The 22804-nt window shown below is 58.4% G+C and carries 23 protein-coding genes; 17 read left to right on the forward strand and 6 right to left on the reverse strand.

Going from position 1 to position 22804, the window contains the following annotated elements; translation table 11 throughout:
* Positions 1-320 precede the first annotated feature (320 nt).
* The 8 genes from osmY (at position 321) to OB87_RS06015 (ending at position 7182) form a co-directional block, all read left to right on the forward strand.
* Positions 321-941, forward strand: coding sequence for a molecular chaperone OsmY (gene osmY, locus OB87_RS05985; protein WP_033568529.1), 621 nt, complete (start codon positions 321-323; stop codon positions 939-941).
* A 130-nt stretch (positions 942-1071) separates the two neighbouring features.
* On the forward strand, positions 1072-1233 hold the full coding sequence (locus OB87_RS19740; protein WP_072025438.1) for a DUF1328 domain-containing protein: 162 nt from the start codon (positions 1072-1074) through the stop codon (positions 1231-1233).
* 133 nt (positions 1234-1366) lie between these two features.
* Positions 1367-1555 carry a CsbD family protein gene (locus tag OB87_RS05990; RefSeq protein WP_023637579.1) on the forward strand — a complete coding sequence of 63 codons (189 nt, stop codon included), beginning with the start codon at positions 1367-1369 and terminating at the stop codon, positions 1553-1555.
* Positions 1556-1595: 40 nt separating this feature from the next.
* Positions 1596-2423, forward strand: coding sequence for a TatD family hydrolase (locus tag OB87_RS05995; RefSeq protein ID WP_033568530.1), 828 nt, complete (start codon positions 1596-1598; stop codon positions 2421-2423).
* Positions 2424-2521: 98 nt separating this feature from the next.
* Entirely contained in the window at positions 2522-3241 is a 720-nt protein-coding gene (locus OB87_RS06000) for a 4'-phosphopantetheinyl transferase family protein (protein ID WP_033568531.1), read from the forward strand.
* 42 nt (positions 3242-3283) lie between these two features.
* Positions 3284-4042: an SDR family oxidoreductase gene (locus OB87_RS06005; protein ID WP_033568532.1), complete on the forward strand. Its 759-nt coding sequence runs from the start codon at positions 3284-3286 to the stop codon at positions 4040-4042.
* Between the two features lie 370 nt (positions 4043-4412).
* On the forward strand, positions 4413-6137 hold the full coding sequence (locus OB87_RS06010) for a methyl-accepting chemotaxis protein (protein WP_033568533.1): 1725 nt from the start codon (positions 4413-4415) through the stop codon (positions 6135-6137).
* Positions 6138-6558: 421 nt separating this feature from the next.
* The gene (locus tag OB87_RS06015) at positions 6559-7182 is read left to right on the forward strand and encodes an HD domain-containing protein (protein WP_033568534.1); all 624 of its coding nucleotides are present in this window, start codon (positions 6559-6561) and stop codon (positions 7180-7182) included.
* Positions 7183-7323: 141 nt separating this feature from the next.
* Here OB87_RS06015 and OB87_RS06020 read toward each other — a convergent pair whose 3' ends face one another.
* Positions 7324-7554, reverse strand: a complete 231-nt coding sequence (locus OB87_RS06020) for a hypothetical protein (protein ID WP_033568535.1) — start codon at positions 7552-7554, stop codon at positions 7324-7326.
* Between the two features lie 240 nt (positions 7555-7794).
* Between OB87_RS06020 and OB87_RS06025 the strand changes: the two genes are divergently transcribed.
* The 5 genes from OB87_RS06025 to ahpF all read left to right on the forward strand — a co-directional run bounded on the left by OB87_RS06025 (position 7795) and on the right by ahpF (position 12913).
* Positions 7795-8625: an ABC transporter ATP-binding protein gene (locus OB87_RS06025; protein WP_033568536.1), complete on the forward strand. Its 831-nt coding sequence runs from the start codon at positions 7795-7797 to the stop codon at positions 8623-8625.
* 47 nt (positions 8626-8672) lie between these two features.
* Complete coding sequence (locus OB87_RS06030; RefSeq protein ID WP_033568569.1) at positions 8673-9614, forward strand: ABC transporter substrate-binding protein; 942 nt, start codon at positions 8673-8675, stop codon at positions 9612-9614.
* Positions 9611-10609, forward strand: a complete 999-nt coding sequence (locus tag OB87_RS06035; protein ID WP_033568537.1) for a FecCD family ABC transporter permease — start codon at positions 9611-9613, stop codon at positions 10607-10609. The genes OB87_RS06030 and OB87_RS06035 overlap by 4 nt, the downstream gene beginning before the upstream one ends.
* Positions 10610-10713: 104 nt before the next feature.
* Positions 10714-11277: an alkyl hydroperoxide reductase subunit C gene (gene ahpC, locus OB87_RS06040; RefSeq protein ID WP_033568538.1), complete on the forward strand. Its 564-nt coding sequence runs from the start codon at positions 10714-10716 to the stop codon at positions 11275-11277.
* A gap of 73 nt (positions 11278-11350) precedes the next feature.
* Entirely contained in the window at positions 11351-12913 is a 1563-nt protein-coding gene (ahpF, locus tag OB87_RS06045) for an alkyl hydroperoxide reductase subunit F (protein ID WP_033568539.1), read from the forward strand.
* 209 nt (positions 12914-13122) lie between these two features.
* Here ahpF and OB87_RS06050 read toward each other — a convergent pair whose 3' ends face one another.
* Complete coding sequence (locus OB87_RS06050) at positions 13123-13953, reverse strand: DUF1868 domain-containing protein (RefSeq protein WP_033568540.1); 831 nt, start codon at positions 13951-13953, stop codon at positions 13123-13125.
* Positions 13954-14244: 291 nt separating this feature from the next.
* Here OB87_RS06050 and OB87_RS06055 point away from each other — a divergent pair, with 291 nt between their 5' ends.
* Positions 14245-14925, forward strand: coding sequence for a DapH/DapD/GlmU-related protein (locus tag OB87_RS06055; protein WP_033568541.1), 681 nt, complete (start codon positions 14245-14247; stop codon positions 14923-14925).
* Here OB87_RS06055 and uraH read toward each other — a convergent pair.
* The 3 genes from uraH to OB87_RS06070 form a co-directional block, all read right to left on the reverse strand.
* Positions 14910-15242 carry a hydroxyisourate hydrolase gene (gene uraH, locus OB87_RS06060; protein WP_033568542.1) on the reverse strand — a complete coding sequence of 111 codons (333 nt, stop codon included), beginning with the start codon at positions 15240-15242 and terminating at the stop codon, positions 14910-14912. The two genes, OB87_RS06055 and uraH, sit on opposite strands and share 16 nt — an antisense overlap.
* On the reverse strand, positions 15239-15739 hold the full coding sequence (gene uraD / locus OB87_RS06065; protein WP_033568543.1) for a 2-oxo-4-hydroxy-4-carboxy-5-ureidoimidazoline decarboxylase: 501 nt from the start codon (positions 15737-15739) through the stop codon (positions 15239-15241). Before uraD ends, uraH begins: the two co-directional genes overlap by 4 nt.
* Positions 15740-16010: 271 nt before the next feature.
* On the reverse strand, positions 16011-16949 hold the full coding sequence (locus OB87_RS06070; RefSeq protein WP_033568544.1) for a LysR family transcriptional regulator: 939 nt from the start codon (positions 16947-16949) through the stop codon (positions 16011-16013).
* Between the two features lie 136 nt (positions 16950-17085).
* Here OB87_RS06070 and OB87_RS06075 point away from each other — a divergent pair, with 136 nt between their 5' ends.
* The 3 genes from OB87_RS06075 (at position 17086) to hpxO (ending at position 20363) form a co-directional block, all read left to right on the forward strand.
* Entirely contained in the window at positions 17086-18120 is a 1035-nt protein-coding gene (locus OB87_RS06075; protein WP_033568545.1) for an aromatic ring-hydroxylating oxygenase subunit alpha, read from the forward strand.
* Positions 18121-18173: 53 nt separating this feature from the next.
* Entirely contained in the window at positions 18174-19142 is a 969-nt protein-coding gene (locus tag OB87_RS06080; RefSeq protein WP_033568570.1) for a PDR/VanB family oxidoreductase, read from the forward strand.
* A gap of 66 nt (positions 19143-19208) precedes the next feature.
* Entirely contained in the window at positions 19209-20363 is a 1155-nt protein-coding gene (hpxO, locus tag OB87_RS06085; RefSeq protein ID WP_033568546.1) for an FAD-dependent urate hydroxylase HpxO, read from the forward strand.
* A gap of 33 nt (positions 20364-20396) precedes the next feature.
* Here hpxO and OB87_RS06090 read toward each other — a convergent pair whose 3' ends face one another.
* Positions 20397-22751, reverse strand: a complete 2355-nt coding sequence (locus tag OB87_RS06090) for a heavy metal translocating P-type ATPase (protein ID WP_033568547.1) — start codon at positions 22749-22751, stop codon at positions 20397-20399.
* Between the last annotated feature and the right edge of the window lie 53 nt (positions 22752-22804).

Genomic DNA, 22804 nt, shown 5'->3' on the forward strand with positions numbered 1-22804 from the left:
TCCGCCCGGAGTGGGTGGGTTTTTATTTATTCTTTAATTATCAGTCTATTAATGCTGTTTTTTCGCCCTTTCTCCCATCACGGACAAATCTGAAATCATCGCCTGTTGGTCGCTCTTTGCTGGGCTTTTCGTTCTCATTGGCTATAGTTAGCGGTGTGTGATTTGCTTAGTTTATTTAACTGTCATTGGATTCGGTTGTGGTTTGTTGTGTTGGCTTTGTTTGTTTATTTAATGATTTAATCTGACAAGTCGTGGAGAGCCGCTCCGGTCTGATGGGTAAACCTGTTGTGAAACAGGCAATAACGATAAGGAAGGTATCGATGAAAAAGACCAAATTTGCATTTTCGCTGGCGACGATGGTTCTGGGTTCGGTACTGGCGGTCGCTCAGGCACAGGCCGAACAGCAAACGCTGGTACAACAGGCGCAGAGTATCGCAGACACCGCGGGTAAAAAAATCGATAGTTCCGTACAGCAGGCTGAGAGCTTTGTGGATGACAGCACCCTCACCGCCAGGGTGAAAAGCGCGTTGCTGAAAGATGAAACGCTCGACAGTAATGATATTTCCGTTTCCACCCGCGACGGCGTGGTAACGCTCAGCGGCTTTATCCGCAGCCAGCAGATGGCGACCGGTGCGGTGAAAATTGCCGCTCAAACCGAAGGGGTTAAGTCGGTGAGTGATAAGTTGCAGGTGAAGGATGATAGCGGCGTGCAGTCGGTCGGCGCGTATGCCGACGATACCCTCATCACCAGCACCATCAAGGCTAAACTGCTGGCGGATGACATAGTTCCCTCCCGTCACGTGAAGGTTGAAACCCACGACGGCGTGGTGCTGATGACCGGTCAGGTGACCAGTCAGGCGCAGGCCGATCGGGCGGAAACCATTGCTAAAGCCGTGAACGGTGTCAAAAGTGTTAAAAACGCGCTGACGGTAAAATCCTGATGCGCTTCGCCGCCGGGAACACCGGCGGCGTGCTCCCTACTGCTGTTACTCCCTTTCTGATTGATGGTGAACACCGCCAGGTGCCTGCTGTCGGTGGTTCCCCTCATCTTTCCGCTCGCAAGGAGGTCTGATGTTTCGTTGGGGCATTCTCTTTTTGATTATTGCGGTCATTGCCGCTGCTTTTGGGTTCGGTGGGCTTGCCGGTACTGCCGCCGCTGCGGCCAAAATCGTTTTTGTGGTGGGGATTATTTTGTTCCTGCTCAGCCTGTTTACGGGGCGGCGTCGGCCATAGCTGGTCTGATGCCGACGTTATACGGTTGTCGTTCATACGTTCACCCCCCATACAATTATCCTCCATACGACTGTCATATTGTTCCGTCACACTGTCCGTGCTGTTTTTTTGTCCTGTTCTGGGGGTCATCATGATGAATCTGGATGTCGCTATCGGCAGATGGAAGCAGTGGAAAGGGTGCCTGTGGGAGCTGTGGGCCGAGTGCTTTGACAGTGACGGTGCCTGGGTATCAGGAAATCACGGTTTTCTGGCGGGTGTGATGCAGGAATATTACGGAAAAGAGCAGGACAAGGTATCCTCGGAGCATGACAGTTTGCACTGAGGGATAACCATTGCCCACCCATTCTCTATCCGATGACGCGATGGCGGCCGAGCCCGAGCGCGCGCAGGCAGCGAGCGTCGGGTTTATCGATACTCATTGCCACTTTGATTTTCCCCTGTTCGCCGAGGATGACGCGGGCAGCCTGACACGGGCGGCGCAGGCGGGTGTCCACCATCTGATTGTGCCAGCCGTAGCCGCTAAACATTTTGAGCGGGTGCTGGAACTCAGCCTGCGCTGGCCTGCCTTATACGCCGCGTTGGGGCTGCACCCGTTGTATATCGCTGACCATCAGGACGCTCATCTGGCCGAACTGGCGTCCCTGCTGGCGCGGCCGCATCCCCGTCTGGTGGCGGTGGGTGAGATCGGTCTGGATCTTTACATGCCGGAACCGCAATTCGAACGGCAGAAAGCGTTTCTGGGCGCGCAGCTTAAGCTGGCAGCCCAGCGAGATCTCCCTGTTATCCTCCATTCCCGCCGTAGTCATGATCAACTGGCGCAAATACTGCGTCGTTACCCGGTTCCCTGTACTGGCGTGGTGCACGGCTTTGCCGGTAGCTACGATCAGGCCATGACGTTTATCCGCCTTGGCTACTACATCGGCGTGGGCGGCACTATTACCTATCCGCGCGCCAACAAGACTCGGCAGGCGATTGCGCGCCTGCCGCTCGACCGGCTGCTGTTGGAAACCGATGCGCCGGATATGCCGGTGTGCGGGTTCCAGGGGCAACCGAATCGCCCGGAGCGTATTACGTCGGTGTTTGAAACGTTGTGCGAATTACGCCCGGAATGGCCGCAGGTTATTGCAGGTGCCATTCTCGCTAATACCCTGCGGCTGTTTCCGGGGCTGCGGCTGCCGGAGCCACAGTAATCCGCCTGATGCCGCCGCTATGCGACTGGCGTTTATTGCATTAATGGCTTGCGGTATCCTTGACGGCATTGATGGCGGGTTATTCAGAGTGCAGTAACATGCTTTCTTCATTTATCAAAAATATCGAATGGTTGACCGTCCATCCGGCCGGGCATGAAACCACTTACCCTGGGCATTGCGCGCGCGGTCATTTCGACTTGTCGGCGTATCATGATGATCTGTTTTTCCGGGCGGGGATCCCCGTTCCGGCCGAAATCACGCGCTCGGTGCCGAAACGCCGGGCAGAATATCTGGCCGGACGTTATCTGGCACAAATGGTGTTGTCCCGATTGGGGGTGAATGGCTATGTGCTCACCAGCGCGGCTGATCGCTCGCCGCAGTGGCCGGAACGTATCATCGGGTCGCTCAGCCATAACGTCGATAGCGTGTTGTGTGCCGCGCATCAATGTTGCCACGACGCGTCCTGCGTTGGTTTAGATATCGAAACCCGAATGAACGCCGAGCGCGCCAATAGTCTGTGGCCCGGCATCGCGGATGGCATTGAGTATGACTGGCTGCATTCCCACAACCCCATCAGCTTTGCCAGTATGCTGACGCTGAGTTTTTCCGCCAAAGAGAGTTTGTTCAAGGCATTGTATCCGCAGGTAAAACGGTACTTCGATTTTCTGGATGCCCGCATGGTCGGGCTGGATACCGTACAGCAGACCTTCACATTGCAGTTGCTGACTGACCTGTCGCCAGATTATCTGTCGGGTCGCCGTTTCTCGGGAACCTACCAGTTGCGGGAAAGCGATATCACCACGTTTGTGTTTGACTAAACCGGATGCCACTGACCACAACGACAGCAGGGAGCGACGAACATGAAGATGACCGGCAACACGATACTGATTACCGGCGGCGGCTCGGGCATTGGGCTGGGGCTGGCGGCCGCGTTTCACCAGCGCGGCAATCAGGTGATCATCACCGGGCGGCGCGAGGCGACGCTGCAACAGGCGGCCACGGCCTTCCCTGGTATGGCCTGGCGGGTGCTGGATCAGCGTGATCCTGCCGCTATCAGCGCTTTTGCTGAGCAACTGACGCGAGATTATCCAGCGCTCAATGTGTTGATCAATAACGCCGGTATTCAGCGGCGCGAAGATCTTACCCAGCCGGATCAGCATATTATCCATGAGACGATAGCAACCAATTTGCTGGGGCCGTTATGGCTGACTGGCGCGTTGATCCCCCATCTGCTGCGTCAGCCACACGCGGCAGTGCTGAATGTGACGTCGGAACTGGCATTTGTGCCACAGGCGATTACCCCGACTTACTGCGCCAGCAAGGCGGCGCTGCATAGTTATACGGATGCGCTGCGCTGTCAGTTGCGCCAGACGTCGGTGCAGGTTATCGAAATTATCCCGCCCTGGGTGCAGACCGGCTTACAGGGCGAATGGGGCTATGATCCACGTGCTATGCCGTTACCAGACTTTATCGATGAAACGCTGGCTCTGTTGTCGCAACAGCCGCAGGCCGACGAGATCGTGGTGGCACGTGCGCGTGCGTTGCGATTTGCTGAGCGAGAGGGGGCTTACCGCGCGCGTTTCCAGGCATTCAATCTTGACGCGGACGCCGGTAATTAACACATCATCGGTTAAGGGGAGGGCTGACGGTCTTTTCCCCAGCCGTTATCTCTCAGGTAACGCGGTATCTGAGGAGAACACGGTATATTGATGTAACATTTCATGTTTTCTGATGTGTTATGAGTTGGGCAACTGCCTCAATGTTAATCGGTTTTTGAGGGTGGTTTTTCCATATCTTTTGTGGTTTTCTTGATTTTTCCTTTTAAATCAATCTATTATTTTTCCTGTTTTTATCACGATATTCCACGCATACGGGTTTTCTCCGGTTTTTTTTCCGCTGAACAGATTAATCTTCGACGTTAACACGCCGATAACTAATGTAATGTTTTGTATAAATTCAGCAACCATGTGCCCTCTTAAAGGAAAAATGATGAATACAACTACTCTACCTCCTTCGTCGTCCGGTGTGAGTTTCTGGCACAACTGGCGGCTGATGCCGATGTTCAGTTCGATTATCGGCGTTATCCTGATCCTGTTTGCGCTGGCGATTGGTTTTTCAGTCCATTTTCTGATGCGTAGCAACAGCTCTCTGAACGATGTGACGGCGGAAATTCAGGTCCGTCTGGGGGTGTCCAACAGTTCCAACCATTTACGTGCCGCTCGTTTGATGCTGATTCAGGCCGCCGCCGCTGCCAAAGAAGGCGATAAAGACACCGCCAGCAGCAGTATCCAGCAGGCCGAAGGCCGCCTGAAGCAGTCGGCGGACAGCTTTGCGGCCTACCAGAGTCGCGAAGTGAAAACCCCGGCTGATCTGGCGTTGGATGACGCGCTGCAACAGCGCTACAACGATTACGTGAATAATGGCGTCAGGCCGATGCTGGACGCGGTGAAAGCGGGGCGTTACGACGATGTGCTGACTACCGAGTGGAAGCAAACCCGTAAGCTCGACCTGGCGTATAACGAAGTGTTGCTGAAAGTGGTGGCGATTCGCACCCAGCGGGCAGAAGCGTTAAACAGTGAAGCGCAGCAGGAGTCGGTATTGGGTTACAGCGTAATGGCCGCCAGCTTTGTGGTGGCGGTGCTGGTATCGCTGTTTACCTACTTGTGTCTGCGCCGGGTGATCATCAAACCGATGCGTTCGCTGGTTGAACGTATTGAACATATCGCCACGGGCGATCTCACCATGCCACCAGCGCAGTGGGGGCGCGGTGAAGTCGGCCAACTGGGGCACTATTTACAGAACATGCAGCAGTCACTGGCACGCACTGTCAGCAATGTACGTCACGGCGTGGAAGCTATCTATCAAGGCATTACCGAAATTTCCGCTGGTAACAGTGACCTTTCTTCCCGCACTGAACAGCAGGCGTCTGCGCTGGAGCAAACCGCCTCCAGCATGGAAGAGCTGACCTCTACCGTGCGTCATAACGCCGACAACGCCAACCACGCCAGCCAACTGGCTGGTAATGCCTCCGGTAAGGCGCGCCAGGGTGGCGAACTGGTGGAAGGCGTGGTGAAAACCATGGGCAACATCCACCAGAGCTCGAAGAAGATTTCCGAAATCACCAATATCATCAACGGCATCGCTTTCCAGACCAACATTCTGGCGCTTAACGCTGCGGTGGAAGCGGCGCGAGCCGGTGAACAGGGCCGTGGTTTCGCGGTAGTGGCCGGAGAAGTCCGTTCGCTGGCGCAGCGCAGTGCCCAGGCGGCCAAAGAGATCGAGGGGCTGATCACCGAATCCGTGGCGTTGGTGGAAACCGGCTCCGGTCAGGTTAGTCGCGCCGGGGAAACCATGCAGGATATCGTCAGTGCCGTTACCAGCGTGACGGATATCATGGCGGAGATTTCGGTGGCGTCGCAGGAGCAGAGCAAAGGCATCGATCAGGTCGGTCAGGCGATTAACTCTATCGATAATGTCACCCAGCAGAACGCCGCGTTGGTGGAGCAGGCTACCGCTGCCGCCACGTCGTTGGCTGAACAGGCCGCGGGGCTGAATGAAGCCGTATCGGCATTTCGTATCGATGGCACAGAGCAACGTCGTCCGGCCAGCAACCGCATCGCGGCCCGCCCGGCAGCTTCACAGGCGGCGCTGCCCAAAACGCTCCCCGGTGTGAAGAAAGCGAAAAGTAGCAACGATGATTGGGAAACGTTCTGAATTGCAAAGGTGAAAAACCATTAATCAGACGGTTGTCAGCGCGTATTACAGGAGAAATGCGGTGATGGGGCGGGGAATATCGGTCTGCTTCTTTCGCCGCCTAATTTGTTCTTTTGAGATGCTATCAAAATAGGCTGTTATTTAAGGGCGATTGAGAATAAAGCAGGGAAGCAATGTGCTCCCCTGCGGTCTGAAGACTTATTGCCAGTTCACGATGACTTGCGCCTGTTGGCCGATATTTAGGGCTACATCCTGTATGTCTATTCTTCAATAAAAATAGTTTATTCTTAAATAATATGCTGACCGTAGCCTGATGGCATTTTCCAGCCTCATGATCACGGAGCCCCGTTGCAACATGATGTCTGTGGTGACGCTGCAAATGCATAACGGTAGGTATTGACTCCATTTAAGGAGCGGAAAAATGACACTCACTGAACGAGCCAGGATCTTCGCTACCGCGGCACACGCCGCCTGCGAGCAGAAGCGGAAATACACCGGCGAGCCCTATATTGTGCATCCAGCGGCGGTGGTCACTCTGTTGATGCAGATTGAGCCATCGCCGGAAATGATTGCTGCTGCCTGGTTGCACGATACGGTGGAAGACACGGGGGTGACGCTGGATCTGGTGGCTGAATTATTTGGCCCATCGGTAGCGCGCTATGTGGAAATGCTGACCGATGTGCGCACCCGTCAAACCGGTGGTGAGCGCATTCATCGCAAGAATGCCAATTTGCTGCACAGCGCTGCCGCCTGCCCGGAGGCTCAGAGCATCAAGCTATGCGATCTGATCGATAACAGCCGTAGCGTGCTGGAACATGACCCGGTATTCACCCGCGCGTACATGGTGGAAATGCGCCGCTTGCTGGTGGTGCTGACACAAGGTGACCCGCGCTTGTATGCCGCAGCAACCCAGCAATGTGACCACATTATATTGTGTATTCATCGTTCGTTGGGCGACGAGAGCTGGTATCAGCAGTTATGGCAGCAATACGAAGCCCACCTGCCGCTGAGCGTAGTGCTGGCGCGAACGCGGGAACTGGCGTGAGCGTGCGGATTGTTCGTGTCGAGACATTGCCGAACGAGCTGGCGATATTAACTGCCGAAAGCCAGCAGCAAGGCTTCCGCTTTCTGCGGCGGTTGCAGGAGGCATTCAGTCCGGTGCCAATCAATTCCGGTTGCCAGGCGGTTAACGACCGATACTTCTCAACTGGGTGCAGAACGGGCAGTTGCAACCACTTACTGAGGTGGCATCACAGATACCCAATGTGCCTGTGGCGACATGGCCGTTGCTGAACGCGGTTTCCAACTGCGCCAGTCTTGTGGCGTCATTCGGGTTGACGGGTGTCAATTTGGCCTGGAATGCCGACGCATTGGCAGCAGCAAATGAGAGAAAAACCAACGACATTCTGAGTTTCATGACAGACCGCCTGTAGGTTGCAAAGCAAATCATGTTGCGAAGGAATAATGACGGCCTGTTATAACATAACCTTTATCGCTTCGCATCCCTCGTTCACATCCCACAATCGTACAGTTTGTAAGCGTTCATGACGGTAATGTTTGTCGTGCCCGGTAGCAGGTACGGCATGGGGGTAGGCTTTTTTAATTCGCAAATGTTATGTTATAACATATCAAAATTAAGAGTGAGAGGTATGTTCCAATGTGGCAGGTCATGCCGCCTTTATTGCGGGTAGAACATCTGCGGGTAGGGCATTTTAATGTGGCGCATTCTGCCGCTCAAGCGCTGCTCAGCGACATTCATTTTACGGTTGGGCGTGGGGAATGCCTGGCGATTGTCGGCCCCAACGGCAGTGGCAAATCCACGTTGTTGCGCGCCTTGCTGCATGACGCGCCGCCAGCAGGTGGGTGTGTTTGGCTGGATGATCAACCGTTGGCGCAGTTGTCCCGTGCGCAACGAGCGCGACGTATCGCGTTGATGAGCCAGCATGACGCCCCTTGCCTGACGTTAACGGTGGAGGAGTATGTATCGCTCGGTTGCCTGCCACATACGGATACGCTATCGCTGTCGGCACAACAGGCCGTGGTGGAACCGGTGCTGGATGAAACCGGCTTGTTGCCATTACGGCAGCGCCGTCTGGCGGTGTTGTCTGGCGGCGAACGCCAACGGGCGTTTCTGGCGCGTGCGCTGGCGCAGCGCCCGGATGTGCTGCTGCTGGACGAGCCGACCAACCATCTGGATCCGCTCGGGCGGGCGGCGTTGCTGGCGCTGGTACGACAGCGCGGCATCGCCGTCGTGGCGGTATTACACGATCTGTCGCTGGTGGAACCGTTCGCTGATCGGGTGCTGGTGCTGTGCCAGGGGCGGCAGGTGTGCTGGGACGTGCCATCACGGGCACTTGCCAGCGATTGCCTGTATCCGGTGTTTGGCATTCGCAGCTTCACGGTTCCCCATCCGCAAACCGGCCTCCCGTTCCGCTTGTTTGATGTGCCTGCGGGCGCGAGTGCATTCACCACCAGAGGAAGTCTATGAAAATATCATTCGGCGGCGTGTCGCCCTTTAACGGTTCTGTCGGGCTGATGAGCCTACTGCTGGCATTCAGCGCCATGACGGCGCAGGCATCGGGGTTCCCGGTGACGGTGCAGAGTTGCGGTAAGCCGCTAACCTTCACCCAGGCACCGCAGCGTGCCGTCATCAACGATCTCAACATGTCCGAAATGGCGTTCGCGCTGCATCTGCAACCGCAGATCGTCGGCCTGACCGGTATCAGCGGCTGGTACAAGATGACGCCGACATTTCGCCAGCAAATGGGCACGATTCCAGAGCTGTCGCCGAAATACCCATCACTGGAAACCCTGCTGGGAGCCAGCCCGGATTTCTTCTTCGCTGGCTGGAACTACGGCATGAAAGTTGGTGGTGAAGTCACGCCGGACACGCTGGCGAAATACGGCGTCAAAACGCTGGTGCTGAGCGAAAGCTGTATTTTTGAAGACCACCACCGTCCACGTGCCAGCATGGATTTGCTGTACGGCGATGTGTTGACGTTGGGGAAAATTTTCGGCCGTGCGGAACAGGCGCAGGCGCTGGTAGAGCAGTGGAAGGCGCGACTGGCGGCGGTGCCGAAACCGCTGTCGGGTCAGGCACCGCTCAAGGTATTCGTCTATGACTCTGGTGAGGATAAACCCTTTACCAGCGGCGTTTACGCCATGCCGACCGCCATTATCGAGGCAGCCGGTGGTCGTAATGTGATGGACGGTATGGCCGCGAGCTGGGCCACCACCTCCTGGGAAACGGTGTCGGCGGCGGAGCCGGATCTGATCATTCTGCTGGATTACCAGAACGGCGGCGGGGCGGCGGCCTTACAGCATTTTCTGGCGTCCCACCCACTGATGAAGCACACCCCGGCGGTGGAGCACCAGCGTTACCTGAAGCTGCAATACGCCGAGCTGACGCCGGGACCAGCCAATATCACCGCGATTGAAAAGCTCGCACACGCGCTTTATCCGGCCGCGGCGCAATGAGAGTACACCGCCACTATGTGCTGATCTGCCTGCTGGCCTTCACGCTACTCCTGGCGATGATGCTGTTCAGCACCGCGGTCGGCGCGATTCGTATTCCACTGGCGCAGGTACTGGCAGCGCTAACGCCGACTCACGGTGACGTGCCGGACAGCGTGCGCCGCATCGTCATGGAGCTGCGTTTGCCACGCACGTTGCTGGCGGCTATCACCGGTGCGGGGCTGGCGATGGTCGGCGCGTTGCTGCAAACCACCACCCGCAACGATCTGGCGGATCCGTTCCTGTTCGGCTTGTCCTCCGGCGCGTCGGCGGGCGCGGTGCTGGTGATCACCCGCTTCGGCGAATGGTTTGGCACGTTCACCCTGCCAGTGGCGGCGTTTGGCGGCGGAATTTGCTCGGCATTGGCGGTGATGGCGCTGTTTTTTCTGCGACAGGGGCGGCAGGCGGAGCACCTGGTGATCGGTGGGTTGGCTATTTCATTTCTGTTTGGCGCGCTTACCAGCTATCTGGTGTTTTCTGGCGACCAGCGTGCCGCCAGTTCGGTACTGTTCTGGTCATTGGGTGGGCTGGGGCTGGCGCGTTGGGAGAATTTGCCGGTGGCGTTGAGCAGCCTGCTATTGCTGCTCGGGTTATTGCTGACGCGTTGGCGGGCGCTGGATAGCTTGCTGGCCGGGGAACAGACGGCGGTGTCGCTGGGGGTTCACGTCAACCGCTTGCGGGTAGAGGTGTTTCTGTGTTGTGCGCTGGCGACGGCATTACTGGTGTCGCTGACCGGCGTGATCGGGTTTGTCGGGCTGATGGTGCCGCATTTGTGCCGCCCGCTAGCCGGGGCGCGCCACCGGCGGGTAGTGCCGCTGTGTGGCCTGCTGGGGGCGGCGCTGCTGTGTGGCGGCGATACCCTCAGCCGGGTGCTATTGCCGTCGCAGGAACTGCCGGTGGGGATTGTAACCGCCGGGCTGGGCGGCTGCTTCGTGATGGCTCTGCTGGCAAAACGTTAGGTATTACTTATCGATTTGATACAGACAACGCATTAGCGACATACATCACATTTTTGTACCTTACATCCCAAGCCAAACACATTAGAACACATGAGGAAAACCCGATGTCCGTTATCAACACTAAAGTTAAACCGTTTAAAAATCAGGCTTTCAAAGACGGCCAGTTCATTGAAGTGACCGAGAAAAGCATCGAAGGCAAATGGAGCGTGTTCTTCTTCTATCCGGCTGACTTTACGTTTGTCTGCCCGACCGAACTGGGCGACGTAGCGGATTTCTATGACGAGTTCCAGAAAATCGGCGTAGACATCTACTCCGTGTCCACTGATACCCACTTTACTCACAAAGCCTGGCACAGCAGCTCCGACACCATCGCCAAAATCAAATACGCGATGATCGGCGACCCAACCTGCCAGCTGACCCGCAACTTCGAAAACCTGCGTGAAGACCAGGGTTTGGCTGACCGCGGCACCTTCATCGTAGACCCGGAAGGTATCATCCAGGCAGTAGAAATCACAGCGGAAGGCATCGGCCGTGACGCGTCTGACCTGCTGCGCAAAGTGAAAGCTGCCCAGTACGTAGCGTCTCACCCAGGTGAAGTATGCCCGGCCAAATGGAAAGAAGGTGATGCTACGCTGGCACCGTCTTTGGACCTGGTTGGCAAAATCTAAGTCCGACTCTCCCTCTGATGTTTTTATCGGGTGCGCTGCACCCGATTTTTTACGCCAACGCCAAGGATAATCTATGCTCGACAATAACATGCAGCTCCAGTTGAAAGCCTATCTGGAAAAATTAACCAAACCTGTTGAGTTAGTGGCGACGCTGGACGACTCAGCCAAATCCGCTGAAGTTCGGGAACTGCTGACCGAAATCGCCGGGTTGTCCGATAAAGTCAGTTTCTTTGAAAATAACGATCTGCCGGTGCGTAAGCCTTCGTTCCTGATAACCAATCCGGGATCGGCTAACGGGCCGCGTTTTGCCGGTGCGCCGATGGGGCATGAATTTACTTCGCTGGTGCTGGCGCTGTTGCAGACCGGTGGTCACCCGTCGAAAGAAGCGAAAGAATTACTCGATCAAATTCGCAGTCTGGACGGCAAATTCCACTTTGAAACCTATTACTCGCTGACCTGCCACAACTGTCCGGATGTGGTGCAGGCGCTAAATTTAATGTCCGTTCTGAACCCGAACGTCACCCACACCGCGATTGACGGCGGCGTGTTTCAGGATGAGATCAAAGACCGCAATATCATGGGCGTGCCCACGGTATTCCTGAACGGCGAACACTTCAGCCAGGGCCGCATGAGCCTGGGGGAAATCGTCGGCAAGATCGATACCGGTGCCAACGCCCGCGTGGTCGACAAACTGAATAGCCGCCCGGTGTATGACGTGCTGATCGTCGGCAGCGGCCCGGCGGGCGCAGCCGCCGCCGTGTACGCGGCCCGTAAAGGGATCCGCACCGGTCTGGTGGGTGAGCGTTTCGGCGGCCAGATTCTGGATACTGTTGATATTGAAAACTACATTTCGGTGCCGAAGACCGAAGGTGCCAAACTGGCGACCGCGCTGAAAACCCACGTAGACGACTACGATGTCGACGTTATCGATCTGCAAAGCGCGCAGAAACTGATTCCGGCTTCCGAACCGGGTCAACCGCACCAGATTGAAACCGTTTCCGGCGCGGTGCTGAAATCCCGCAGCATCATCATTGCCACCGGCGCACGCTGGCGCAACATGAACGTGCCGGGCGAAGATCAGTACCGTACCCGTGGCGTGACCTACTGCCCGCACTGTGACGGCCCGCTGTTCAAAGGCAAGCATGTGGCGGTGATCGGCGGTGGTAACTCCGGCGTGGAAGCAGCCATCGACCTGGCGGGCGTGGTGAAACACGTGACCCTGCTGGAGTTCGCACCGGAACTGAAAGCCGACTCGGTGTTGCAGGACAAACTGCGTAGCCTGCCGAACGTAGACGTGATCGTGAATGCTCAGACCACCGAAGTGCTGGGCGACGGTCAGAAAGTGACCGGTCTGCAATATAAAGATCGCGTTACTGACAGCGTTCACAAGCTGGCGCTGGAAGGGATTTTCGTGCAAATCGGCCTGCTGCCGAACACCGGCTGGCTGGAAGGCGCGGTTGACCGCAACCGTATCGGTGAAATCGAGATCGATGCGCGCTGCGAAACCAGCGTGAAAGGCGTGTTTGCGGCGGGCGACTGCACTACTGTGCCTTACAAGCAGATTATTATCGCCACCGGCGAAGGGGCCAAAGCCTCTCTGAGCGCGTTTGATTACTTGATCAGAACCCAGGCGTGATCGGTTCGAACCTTGTTCCATCCTGTGGCCTAACCGGCCACTTCCGGGCTGCAACCCTCATGCATTAACCTGAACATTCAGGCAACCCGACCCCCTTCAGCGAGTCTGAAGGGGTTTTTTTATTTTATGGCGTGCGCCAGACCAGGACTCTGTGGGGCGTCGTGCTACAACGTCAAACATTTCTCCCGAAAATTCGTTAGTAACGCCGGTCAGATGGTCAAAGGCACGGTGGTGACCGGTTGCCCGACTTTAAACTGCGTATCGAACGCGAACATGTCGTTGAAGACGCAGAATTCCGGCACGCCCAGTTCCAGCACCGGCACCTGTTGTTGCAAATAACGCAGGCACGCCTGCTGGGCTTGCAGATACGCTTGCGATTCCTCTTCCGTCATCCAGCGCACCAGATAGGCCAGCGTCACGTGAAAGCCATAGTTATCGTGGTCCGGCGCGCGGATCGCCAGCCGTTCGGACAGCCGATCCCGCAGGGTACGCAATTTACGTTCTTCATTGTCGTCCAATGGCGTCAGGCGTAGCGTGGCACCGGAGTCCTGTCGGGCGTTGAAGTCGGTGATGCGCAGTTTAAACGGTAGGGTGGCTTGCAGACTGAACCCCGCCAGCTTGCGAGTCAGGTGGCTGGTGCAGGCTTGCAGTGGCGCGTCGATTGGCAGGTCGGTCGGCCAGAATGGCGGTCTGCGTTTGGATTCGGTCACGCCTTCAAACACCGTCATGTGGTAACTGGAGGGCGGGGTGAAGGTCAGGCAGTGGCTGAAATCCTGTTGTTTGAGCGTATCGCGCACCGCGGTAAAGGCATCCGACGCGGTGGAACCCAGCGGGATGTGGGAAATAATGGTGTTGCCGGGGAAGTGCCTGACGCTACCGTCGGGATTGAATTTACCGCCGATGTCGCGCGGCGTGGGCACCAGAGAACCGGATGGGCGCATGGTGCTGAACGTGTCGTCGGCTCTGGCGTTGGCGAACAACGACATACCGTAAGCCAGCAGCGGCAGTTGTAAGACAAAGCGGCGGCGTAACAGGTTCATGATTCCTCCTGGCGGGGTAGTGAGAGATATCCCTTGCACACTTCAGTGGCGCGAGGGCAGCCAATGCGCCTGTAACGTGAAGTACGACGGGCATCAAGGTGATGTTCACCTAGGTTAGGTTCACTTTGATGACGGGTAAATTTCACTCGGGCATGAAGTTGTAAGCGGATCTTAATCGTGCCGGGCCTGACATGTTGCTGTCATCGGCCAGTGACAGGATGCATTTTGCTGCGTCACGCTTGCTGACGCGCTTTCTTCATTATTGACGTCACCGCACCAGGAAAACCGATTATGCGACCTCAACCGCCATCGCCGGTGCTCAGCCCGGAACCCCGCCTTGCCAGTGATGTAAAAGCCCACCATATCGAGTTAGGGCGCTGGACAGAAGTGGCTGAACGAACCGTGCTCAACCATGTCTCGCTGGGTGATTACAGCTACATCATGAATGACTGCGACCTGATGTTTACCCACATCGGCAAATTTACCTCGATCGCCTCGCATGTGCGGGTCAACCCCAGCAACCACCCGTGGTGGCGTCCGACGCTGCATCATTTCACCTATCGCCCCGGCAAGTACCGCCTGAGTGATAACCCGGCTGCGGTGGACGAGGACATTTTCAGCTGGCGTCAACAGGATAACGTCGTGATCGGCCATGATGTGTGGATTGGTCATGGTGCCATCGTGCTGCCGGGCGTGACCATTGGCAATGGGGCTATCGTCGGCGCGGGCAGCATCGTCACCAAGCCGGTGCCTGCCTGGACGGTGGTGGTGGGTAACCCGGCACGGGTACTGCGCCCGCGTTTCGAAGACCCTGCGGTGGCGGAAAAACTGGAGCAACTGCGTTGGTGGGATTGGCCGGATGAGAAAATCCGCGATCATCTCCACCTGTTCCAGCAGGATGTGACCACGTTTGTCGATTATTTCTATCGCGATGTGTCGTTTCCGACGCCATCTGATCAACTGCCGCGATAGGTCGACCACGACCAGGGCGAAATCAGAAACGGCAGGTGGTAATGCCCGGCGTCGCCCAGTCGCACGTCAATCTGCGCGCTCACGTACAGCGCTTCCCGGTTGCTGGCGGCAAACCACCTGCCGATATCCGCGGTCAGGCGGTAGTGACCGGCGGGCAACGGGTCGGGCGTGAAGCTGGCGATGCGGCCGTCATCATTGGTCTGATGCTGCGCCACCGGTTGCCAGCTGTCGTGCACGCGTCGCTCCAGCAGAACAGTGACACCTGTCGCCGGTTGGCCCAGTGCGGTATCCAGAATGTGGGTGCTGAGGGTGCTCATTCGCCGATAGTTCCTTCCAGTCTGAGCAGGGTAATCTGGCGTAACTGTTCCAGCGCTTCCGCCGTTTCCTGCTGGGGAGTGTTTTGCAGTCGACGGTGCAGAATCTGTAGGATTTCTGTGCCGCTACGGCCTTTGGCGCGAATCAGAAACACCCGACCAAAGTGGGATTCATAACGGGCGTTGCCCGCCCGTAATGCGTTGGTCAGCGTGTTATCGTTGCTCTGTACCGCGGCCTGTTCCTGGCGTGACAGACCGGCTTCCGGCGTGGGGCTACGTGTTGGCTCGCCGATACGTGGATGAGTACGTAGCGCCTGAGTCAGCTCTTCTTCCTGCCAGCCTTGGGTGGCCTGTAATCCGGCCGCCAGCAACGCGGCACGGTTACCGTAGGGTCGTCCGGCGGTGACTTGTTTTGCCCAGCCAGGCAGGGTCACGCACGGCGTTAGCAGCGCCACCGCTTCGCTGACACTGAGCAGATTAAACTGTTCTAACGTGATCATCGTCGCTCCTTGTTCGGTTGTATTGACGCAATACGGCGCAAATTCCCTGTTGTCACGCCGGTTTCACAGAATAGGGTTTTCTTTTTGCAACTCTCCTGCAACTACCGTGCCAGTCGCAAGGTAACCGACGGCCCAGAAACCGGTGTAGTCTGATGCATACAAGCGGTCCACGATGGCGCAACGCACTGCACTTTTTTAGTGCGACGGCGGTATGGTGTCATGGTGAATGTGGCGTATTGCCGCGTAATCGGTCTGACATTCCTCCTCGGCGTTACCTCGGTGAAGGGGAATGCCGCCCGGTTGCCTCTGCATCCAGTTGTTCGATCGCCTGAGTAAAGTGAGTAATCACTAATTGTGCAGCGCGCGACAACTGGCGACTGGGGGCTACACACAGCGCCAGGGTCAGCGGCCGCACCGCCTGATGAGTAAAGGGCACGAACGCCAGCGACCCTTCGCGCACTTCGCTATAAACATCCAGCAGACTCAGCACGCCGACGCCCACGCCCTGACGCACCAGTGACGTCATCACCCGTAGATCATTGCACACCATGTGCTGCGCCGGGGTCAGGTTATGCCGGTGGTACAGCCCTTCGGTACGCTCGTGCACCATCAGCGGTGCAGCGGGCAGGAGTTGCCGGTCCGTTGCCAGTTGGCTGACAGTGAGCACCCGCTCACTCGCCAGCGGATGGTCAGGGCGCATCACCGCGCCGATGGGGATTTCGGTGAACGCGCGCACTTCAATGCCCCGGCTTTCCAACGGGTCGAGCAACAGGCCGATGTCTACCTCTGCGTCCGCCACCAGCCCGTTAATAATGTGGCTTTCATGGGTGTGAATATCGAAGGTCAGGTGAGGGTACTGGTGGCTGACTGTTGCCAGCGCCTGTATCAGCGGCCCGTCGCTTAACGCCGCGATCATCGCCACTGATACATGGCCGCGACGCAGCCCTTGCAGGTCGTCGAAGCGCTGGCGAGTGAGCGCATACTCCTTTTTCCAGCGGCACAGGTCGCTGTAGAGCAATTCACCGGCGGTGGTCAGCCGCAGTCCGGCGGGCAACCGTTCAAACAGCGGCGTTTCCATCATGGCTTCCGCCAGCAGAATCTGTCGGTTGATGGCGGAACTGGACACGTGCAGCACTTCCGCCGCCTTGCGCAGGCTGCCGGTGCGGGCGACCGCCATAAAATAGTGGGAAAAGCGGGAAAAGGGGTCCATTGGCGTCACCTGTACGAATTTTTGCAGCGAAGATGTTAAAAATCTATTATGGACTGCAACACTTCTTGTTATCCACAATATCCTCACCTGATGATTTTTACGGCGATAGGCAGCCGACGGCACGAAAGGTGATGCGATGACACTTTCACTGACCCCCCCTGCACACAGTTCTTTCGAGGCGGATGACTGGATCCGTCTGGCGCGCTGCTGGCACCCGGTGGCGCTGGCGAGCGACGTCGGCCCCGCGCCGACACAGGTCACGCTGCTGGATGAGCAACTGGTGGTGTACCGCATCGGTGACGAGATCGTGGCGGCGCGCGACATTTGCCCGCACCGCGGCGTACCGCTCAGTATGGGATCGCACGATGGTGAGGGTATTGTTTGTCCCTACCACGGGCTGCGTTTCGGCGCGGGTGGCCGCTGCAACCGCGTACCGGCCAGTCCGGATCAGCCCATTCCCGCCAAACTGCATCTGAACACGTTTGCGGCGCGCGAACAGTATGGGCTGGTGTGGGTGTGCCTGGCTCCGCTGGACGGCATCCTGCCGGAACTGCCGTTCATGCCGCACTGGAATGACGCCGGTTTTCAGCAGATTGTCTGCCCGTCGTTTGATATCGCCGGGTTTGCCGGTCGTCAGATTGAAGGCTTTCTTGATGTAGCCCATTTTGCCTGGGTGCACACCGACACCTTCGCCGACCCGGACAATCAACGGGTTCCCGATTATCAGCCGGTGGAAACGCCGTATGGTTTCAGCGTGGACTACGTGAGTTCGGTGTCCAATTTTGCCCGTGGTTCCGAACGGCAGGCACCGGAAGGGTTCACCTGGCTGCGCCATTTTGAGATGTTCCTGCCGTTTACCGCCACGTTGACCATCCATTTCCCGGATGACGGGCGGCTGGTGATCATGAATGCGGCTTCGCCGGTTTCGGCGCGGAAAACCCGCCTGTTTGTGCCGATTGCCCGTAACTTCGACCTGCATATCCCGGTGGAGGATGTGCACGCGTTCAACCTGCGGGTGTTTGAAGAAGATCGGGCGATGGTGGAAAGCCAACGACCGGAACATCTGCCGCTGGACCTGACATTGGAAGCGCATATCCCGGCGGATCGCAGTTCGATAGCTTATCGTCGCGGCCTGAAAAAACAGGGGTATGGCGAGTTCTTTCTGGTATGAGTGTGGGGGAAAAGACGATGGAAACAGCGAGCCAGATAAACACGTTGGGTGGGATAAAAACCCTGAACGTAGTGGTTGATGCGCTGTCTCGTCAGGGCGAGGGTAATCTGGCGCTACGGCTGGTGTCACCGGATGACCAGCCGTTGCCTGCTTTCGAAGCGGGGGCGCATGTCGATGTGCATCTGCCGGGTGGCGTGGTGCGCCCTTACTCGTTGGCGGGGGACCCGGCGGACCGCCGCCACTACCTGTTGTGCGTGCGGCATGATGCGGCGTCGCGCGGTGGTTCCCGTTACGTGCACACCGCGTTGCGGGTTGGACAGCAACTGACAATCTCCCCGCCGCGTAACGCGTTCGCCCTGGCACCGGCTTGTGGCTATTTGTTGCTGGCAGGCGGGATCGGCATTACGCCGTTGCTGGCGATGGCGCACGCGCTGGATAAGGCGGGTCAGCCATTCGAGCTGCACTATTTTGTTCGTCGCCGGTGTGAGCTGGCGTTTCGTGAACGGCTCAGTCAGGGCTTCCGCCACGGTCACTGTCAGGTCTGGTGTGCTGACGAAGGGCACAGCCCACGCAGTCGCCTGCCGGATAGCCTGTACCACGGTGCTGAAGGCCGACGCTTGTATCTGTGCGGCCCGGCCGGGTTCATGACCCATGTCACCAACGAGGCGTTGGCTCACCAGTGGCCCGCGTCCGCCATTCATGCCGAAGCCTTTTGCGCGCCAGTTCAAGCTCGTGCTGATAACGCCGAGGGGCGAACGTTTACCGTTGAGCTGGCGTCCTGTGGCCGCACGTTCAGCGTGCCACCGGAGAAAACCATTGCCAGCGTCCTGCTGGAGCATGATGTGGCGGTGCCGCTGTCGTGCGAGATGGGGATTTGCGGCGCGTGCCTGACGCCGGTGCGCGACGGCAGACCAGAACATCGTGACAGCGTGCAGTCGGACGCGGAGAAAAATGCGCCGCAACAACAGATTGCGCTGTGCTGCTCCCGCAGCCGAACGGCACATCTGGTGATTGAATTGTAGCGGTTGCAAGGCAGCGATTGACTGCCGAGGGCGGTGCGTTCACCGCAGTCGTAAGGAGAAACGCGAATGAAAGCGCTGATAATCGGGGCCGGGATGGGTGGGTTGTGCGCGGCGGCGGCGCTGAAAAAAGTCGGTATGGATTGCGAGGTGTTCGAAGCGGTTGCCGACATCAAACCGGTGGGCGCGGCCATTTCGGTGTGGCCGAACGGCGTGAAGTGTATGCGGTCGCTCGGCATGGGTGACATTCTGGATCTCAGCGGCGGCCCGATGCACGAGATGGCCTATCAGGATGGCAGACAGGGCGACACGCTGACCCGCTTTAGTTTGCAGCCGCTGGTCGACCAGGTGGGAGAACGCCCTTGTCCGGTGGCGCGCGCCGAATTACAGGGGCAGATGTTGGATCACTGGGGACGTGACCGGGTGCAGTTCGGCAAGCGAGTGTGCCAGGTGGAGGAACGGGGCAGCAGCGTTTGGGCGACCTTTACCGATGGCACGGTGGCGCAGGGGGACCTGCTGATTGCCGCCGACGGCACCCATTCTGCGGTGCGTCCGTATGTGCTGGGACATACGCCCGCGCGACGTTACGCCGGGTACGTTAACTGGAACGGACTGGTGGCAATCGACGAACGTATCGCACCGGCCCGCCAGTGGACCACGTTTGTTGGCGAAGGCAAGCGGGTGTCGCTGATGCCGGTGGCGAACGGGCGTTTCTATTTTTTCTTTGATGTGCCGTTGCCCGCCGGGCTGGCGGAGGATCGCCACAGTGCTGGTCAGGATCTGCGGCGTTATTTCGACGGCTGGTGTGCGCCGGTGCAGCGGCTGATTGCACAGCTTGAACCTGACGCCATCAACCGGATTGAGATCCACGACATGGACCCGCTGGAACGGCTGGTGCGCGGCCGGGTGGCGTTGCTGGGCGACGCCGGGCACAGCACGACGCCGGATATCGGGCAGGGCGGTTGCGCGGCGATGGAGGATGCGGTGGTGCTGGGACAGGCCCTGGCGGGGCCGCACCCGATAGAGACGGCGTTGCGGCAGTACCAGCAGCAACGCCTCGATCGCGTGCGCGATCTGGTGCTGAAAGCGCGCAAACGCTGCGACCTGACCCACGGCAAGGTGTGGGAACAGACGCAAGCGTGGTATCAGGAACTGCGTCAGGAAACTGGCGATCGCATCATCGCCGGATTACGCGACACGGTACAGGGCGGCCCGCTGGGGTAAGGCGTGTAGCCAGACCGCCCCGGTGTTGCCGCGTCAGGCGTGCGCTGCGGTGCTGGCGGTCGACGCCTGACGCAGCAGCCGCAAGCCGTTGCCCACCACCAGCAGGCTGGCACCGACATCAGCAAACACTGCCATCCACATGGTGCCCATGCCCAGCAGGGTGAGCGTCAGGAACAGCGCTTTGATGCCGAGCGCCAGCACGATGTTCTGGATCAGGATGGCGCGGGTGGCTTTAGAAATGCGCACAAACTCCGGGATCTTGCGCAAATCGTCGTTCATCAGCGCGACATCGGCGGTTTCAATCGCGCTGTCGGTGCCCATCGCCCCCATTGCAAAGCCGATATCCGCGCGCGCCAGCGCCGGGGTGTCGTTGATGCCGTCACCCACCATGCCGGTTACGCCCTGTGCCGACAGCCGTTCAATCTGCGAGAGCTTGTCTTCCGGCAACAGATTGCCGCGCGCTTCATCGATCCCCACATCACGGGCGATAGCCTGCGCCACGTGTTGGTTGTCGCCGGTGAGCATCAGGGTTTTGATACCCACCTGATGCAGACTGTTGATCGCTTCCTGACTGGAGGGTTTTACCGTGTCGGCCACCGTCATCAGTGCCAGAACCTGCCGCTCGTCGCCCAGGATGATCGCGGTGTTGCCCGCCTGTTCCAGCGCGCTCAGCCGTTCGGTAATGCTGGCGGCGGCGTCACCCAACCACTGTCTGGCTAGCCGCAGGTTGCCAAGAAAATAGCGCTGTCCTTCCAGCGATCCCGTGACGCCCTGCCCGGCGACGGCGCTGAAATCAACGACATCAAGCAACGGCGTGTTGGCTTCCTGCGCGGCATTGGCCACCGCCTGCGATACCGGGTGGTCAGAACGGCTAGCCAGACTGGCGGCCAGCTGTCGGCAGCGGGCGTCGTCAATATTAGCGACCAGTTCAAAGCCGGTCTGCACCGGTTTGCCGTGGGTCAGGGTGCCGGTCTTGTCCAGCGCCAGCCAGGAGAGGGCGTGGCCTTTTTCCAGAAATACCCCGCCTTTGATGAGAATTCCGCGTCGTGCCGCCGCCGCCAGTCCGCTGACGATGGTCACCGGGGTGGAAATCACCAGCGCGCACGGACAGGCGATCACCAACAGCACCAACGCTTTGTAAGTCCAGTCCAGCCAGCTTGCGTCAGTAAACAATGGCGGCAGCACCGCCACCAGCAGCGCGCCGAGAAAGACCAGCGGGGTGTAGACGCGGGCAAACTGGTCGACAAACCGCTGTGTTGGCGCTTTGGTTCCCTGCGCCTGCTCCACCGCGTGAATAATCCGCGCTAACGTGGTATTGGCCGCTGCCGCCGTTACCCGATATTCAAGCGAGCCGTTGGTGTTGATGGTGCCAGCGAACACGCTGTCGCCGACGCGTTTATCCACCGGCAGACTTTCCCCAGTAATCGGTGCTTGGTTAACGGCGGAATGGCCGCTGGTGACTTCGCCATCCAGCGCGATACGCTCGCCGGGCCGCACCCGCACGATGTCGCCTGGTGTGATGGTTTTGGCTTCCACTTCGCGCCAGTCGCCATTCGGCTGTTGTACGGTGGCGGTGTCCGGGGCCAGATTCATCAGCCCGGCGATGGCGTTGCGGGCTCTGTCCAGCGAACGCGCCTCAATGTGCTCGGCAACGGTAAACAGTACCATCACCATCGCCGCTTCCGGCCACTGTTGCAGGAGGAGTGCGCCGGTTACCGCGATACTCATCAACGCATTGATGTTCAGGTTGCCGGTGCGAAGGGCAATCCAGCCTTTGCGATAGGTGGTCAGCCCGCTGGCTGCCACGGCGAGAATCGCCAGCACCGCGGCCCACCATTCAGGCAGCCCGCTCCATTCCACCGCTTCCGCAGCGGCGGCGGCGGCCACCGCCAGCCCCAGCGGCCACCAGGACCTTTTCGGCTCCGGTGGCAGCGGTGAGCGCTCGTCCCCGGTGCGCACTTCGGGTTCAAAACCTAACGCGCGAATCGCGGCCAGCACCTTATCCAGCGCGTCGTAGCGGTGGGTGACGGTCATCACCCGTTGCATCAGGTTGAACTCCAGCTCGCTCACTTCCGGCAGGGTATCGAGTTTTTTACGCAGCATGGTTTCTTCGGTCGGGCAGTCCATCTGCATGATGCGGATGGGGGTTCGCTGCTGGTCGCCGATGCGCTCCGCCCCCGCCAGCGCGGCGGTCGGTTGGGCCGGTGCCGGATGGTCGCAGCAGTGATTAGCGCACGATGGCCTGCGTGGGCTGGCTGTGTTCTTCCGTGCCGCCTGACCCTGTTCGGCCTGTGCGTGTGAATGTGGTCGGAACAGGGCCTTGCCCGGTTTTTCCGGCGCGACAGGCTGGAACTGACGCGGAGAAGTGGGTGAATGTTTCTCTGACATGGTTGATTCCTGTTCGTGGTTTTGTTGTAGTAAAAACCCTGTAGCAACTACAG

This window comes from Dickeya undicola (assembly GCF_000784735.1).
GTDB lineage: Bacteria > Pseudomonadota > Gammaproteobacteria > Enterobacterales > Enterobacteriaceae > Dickeya > Dickeya undicola.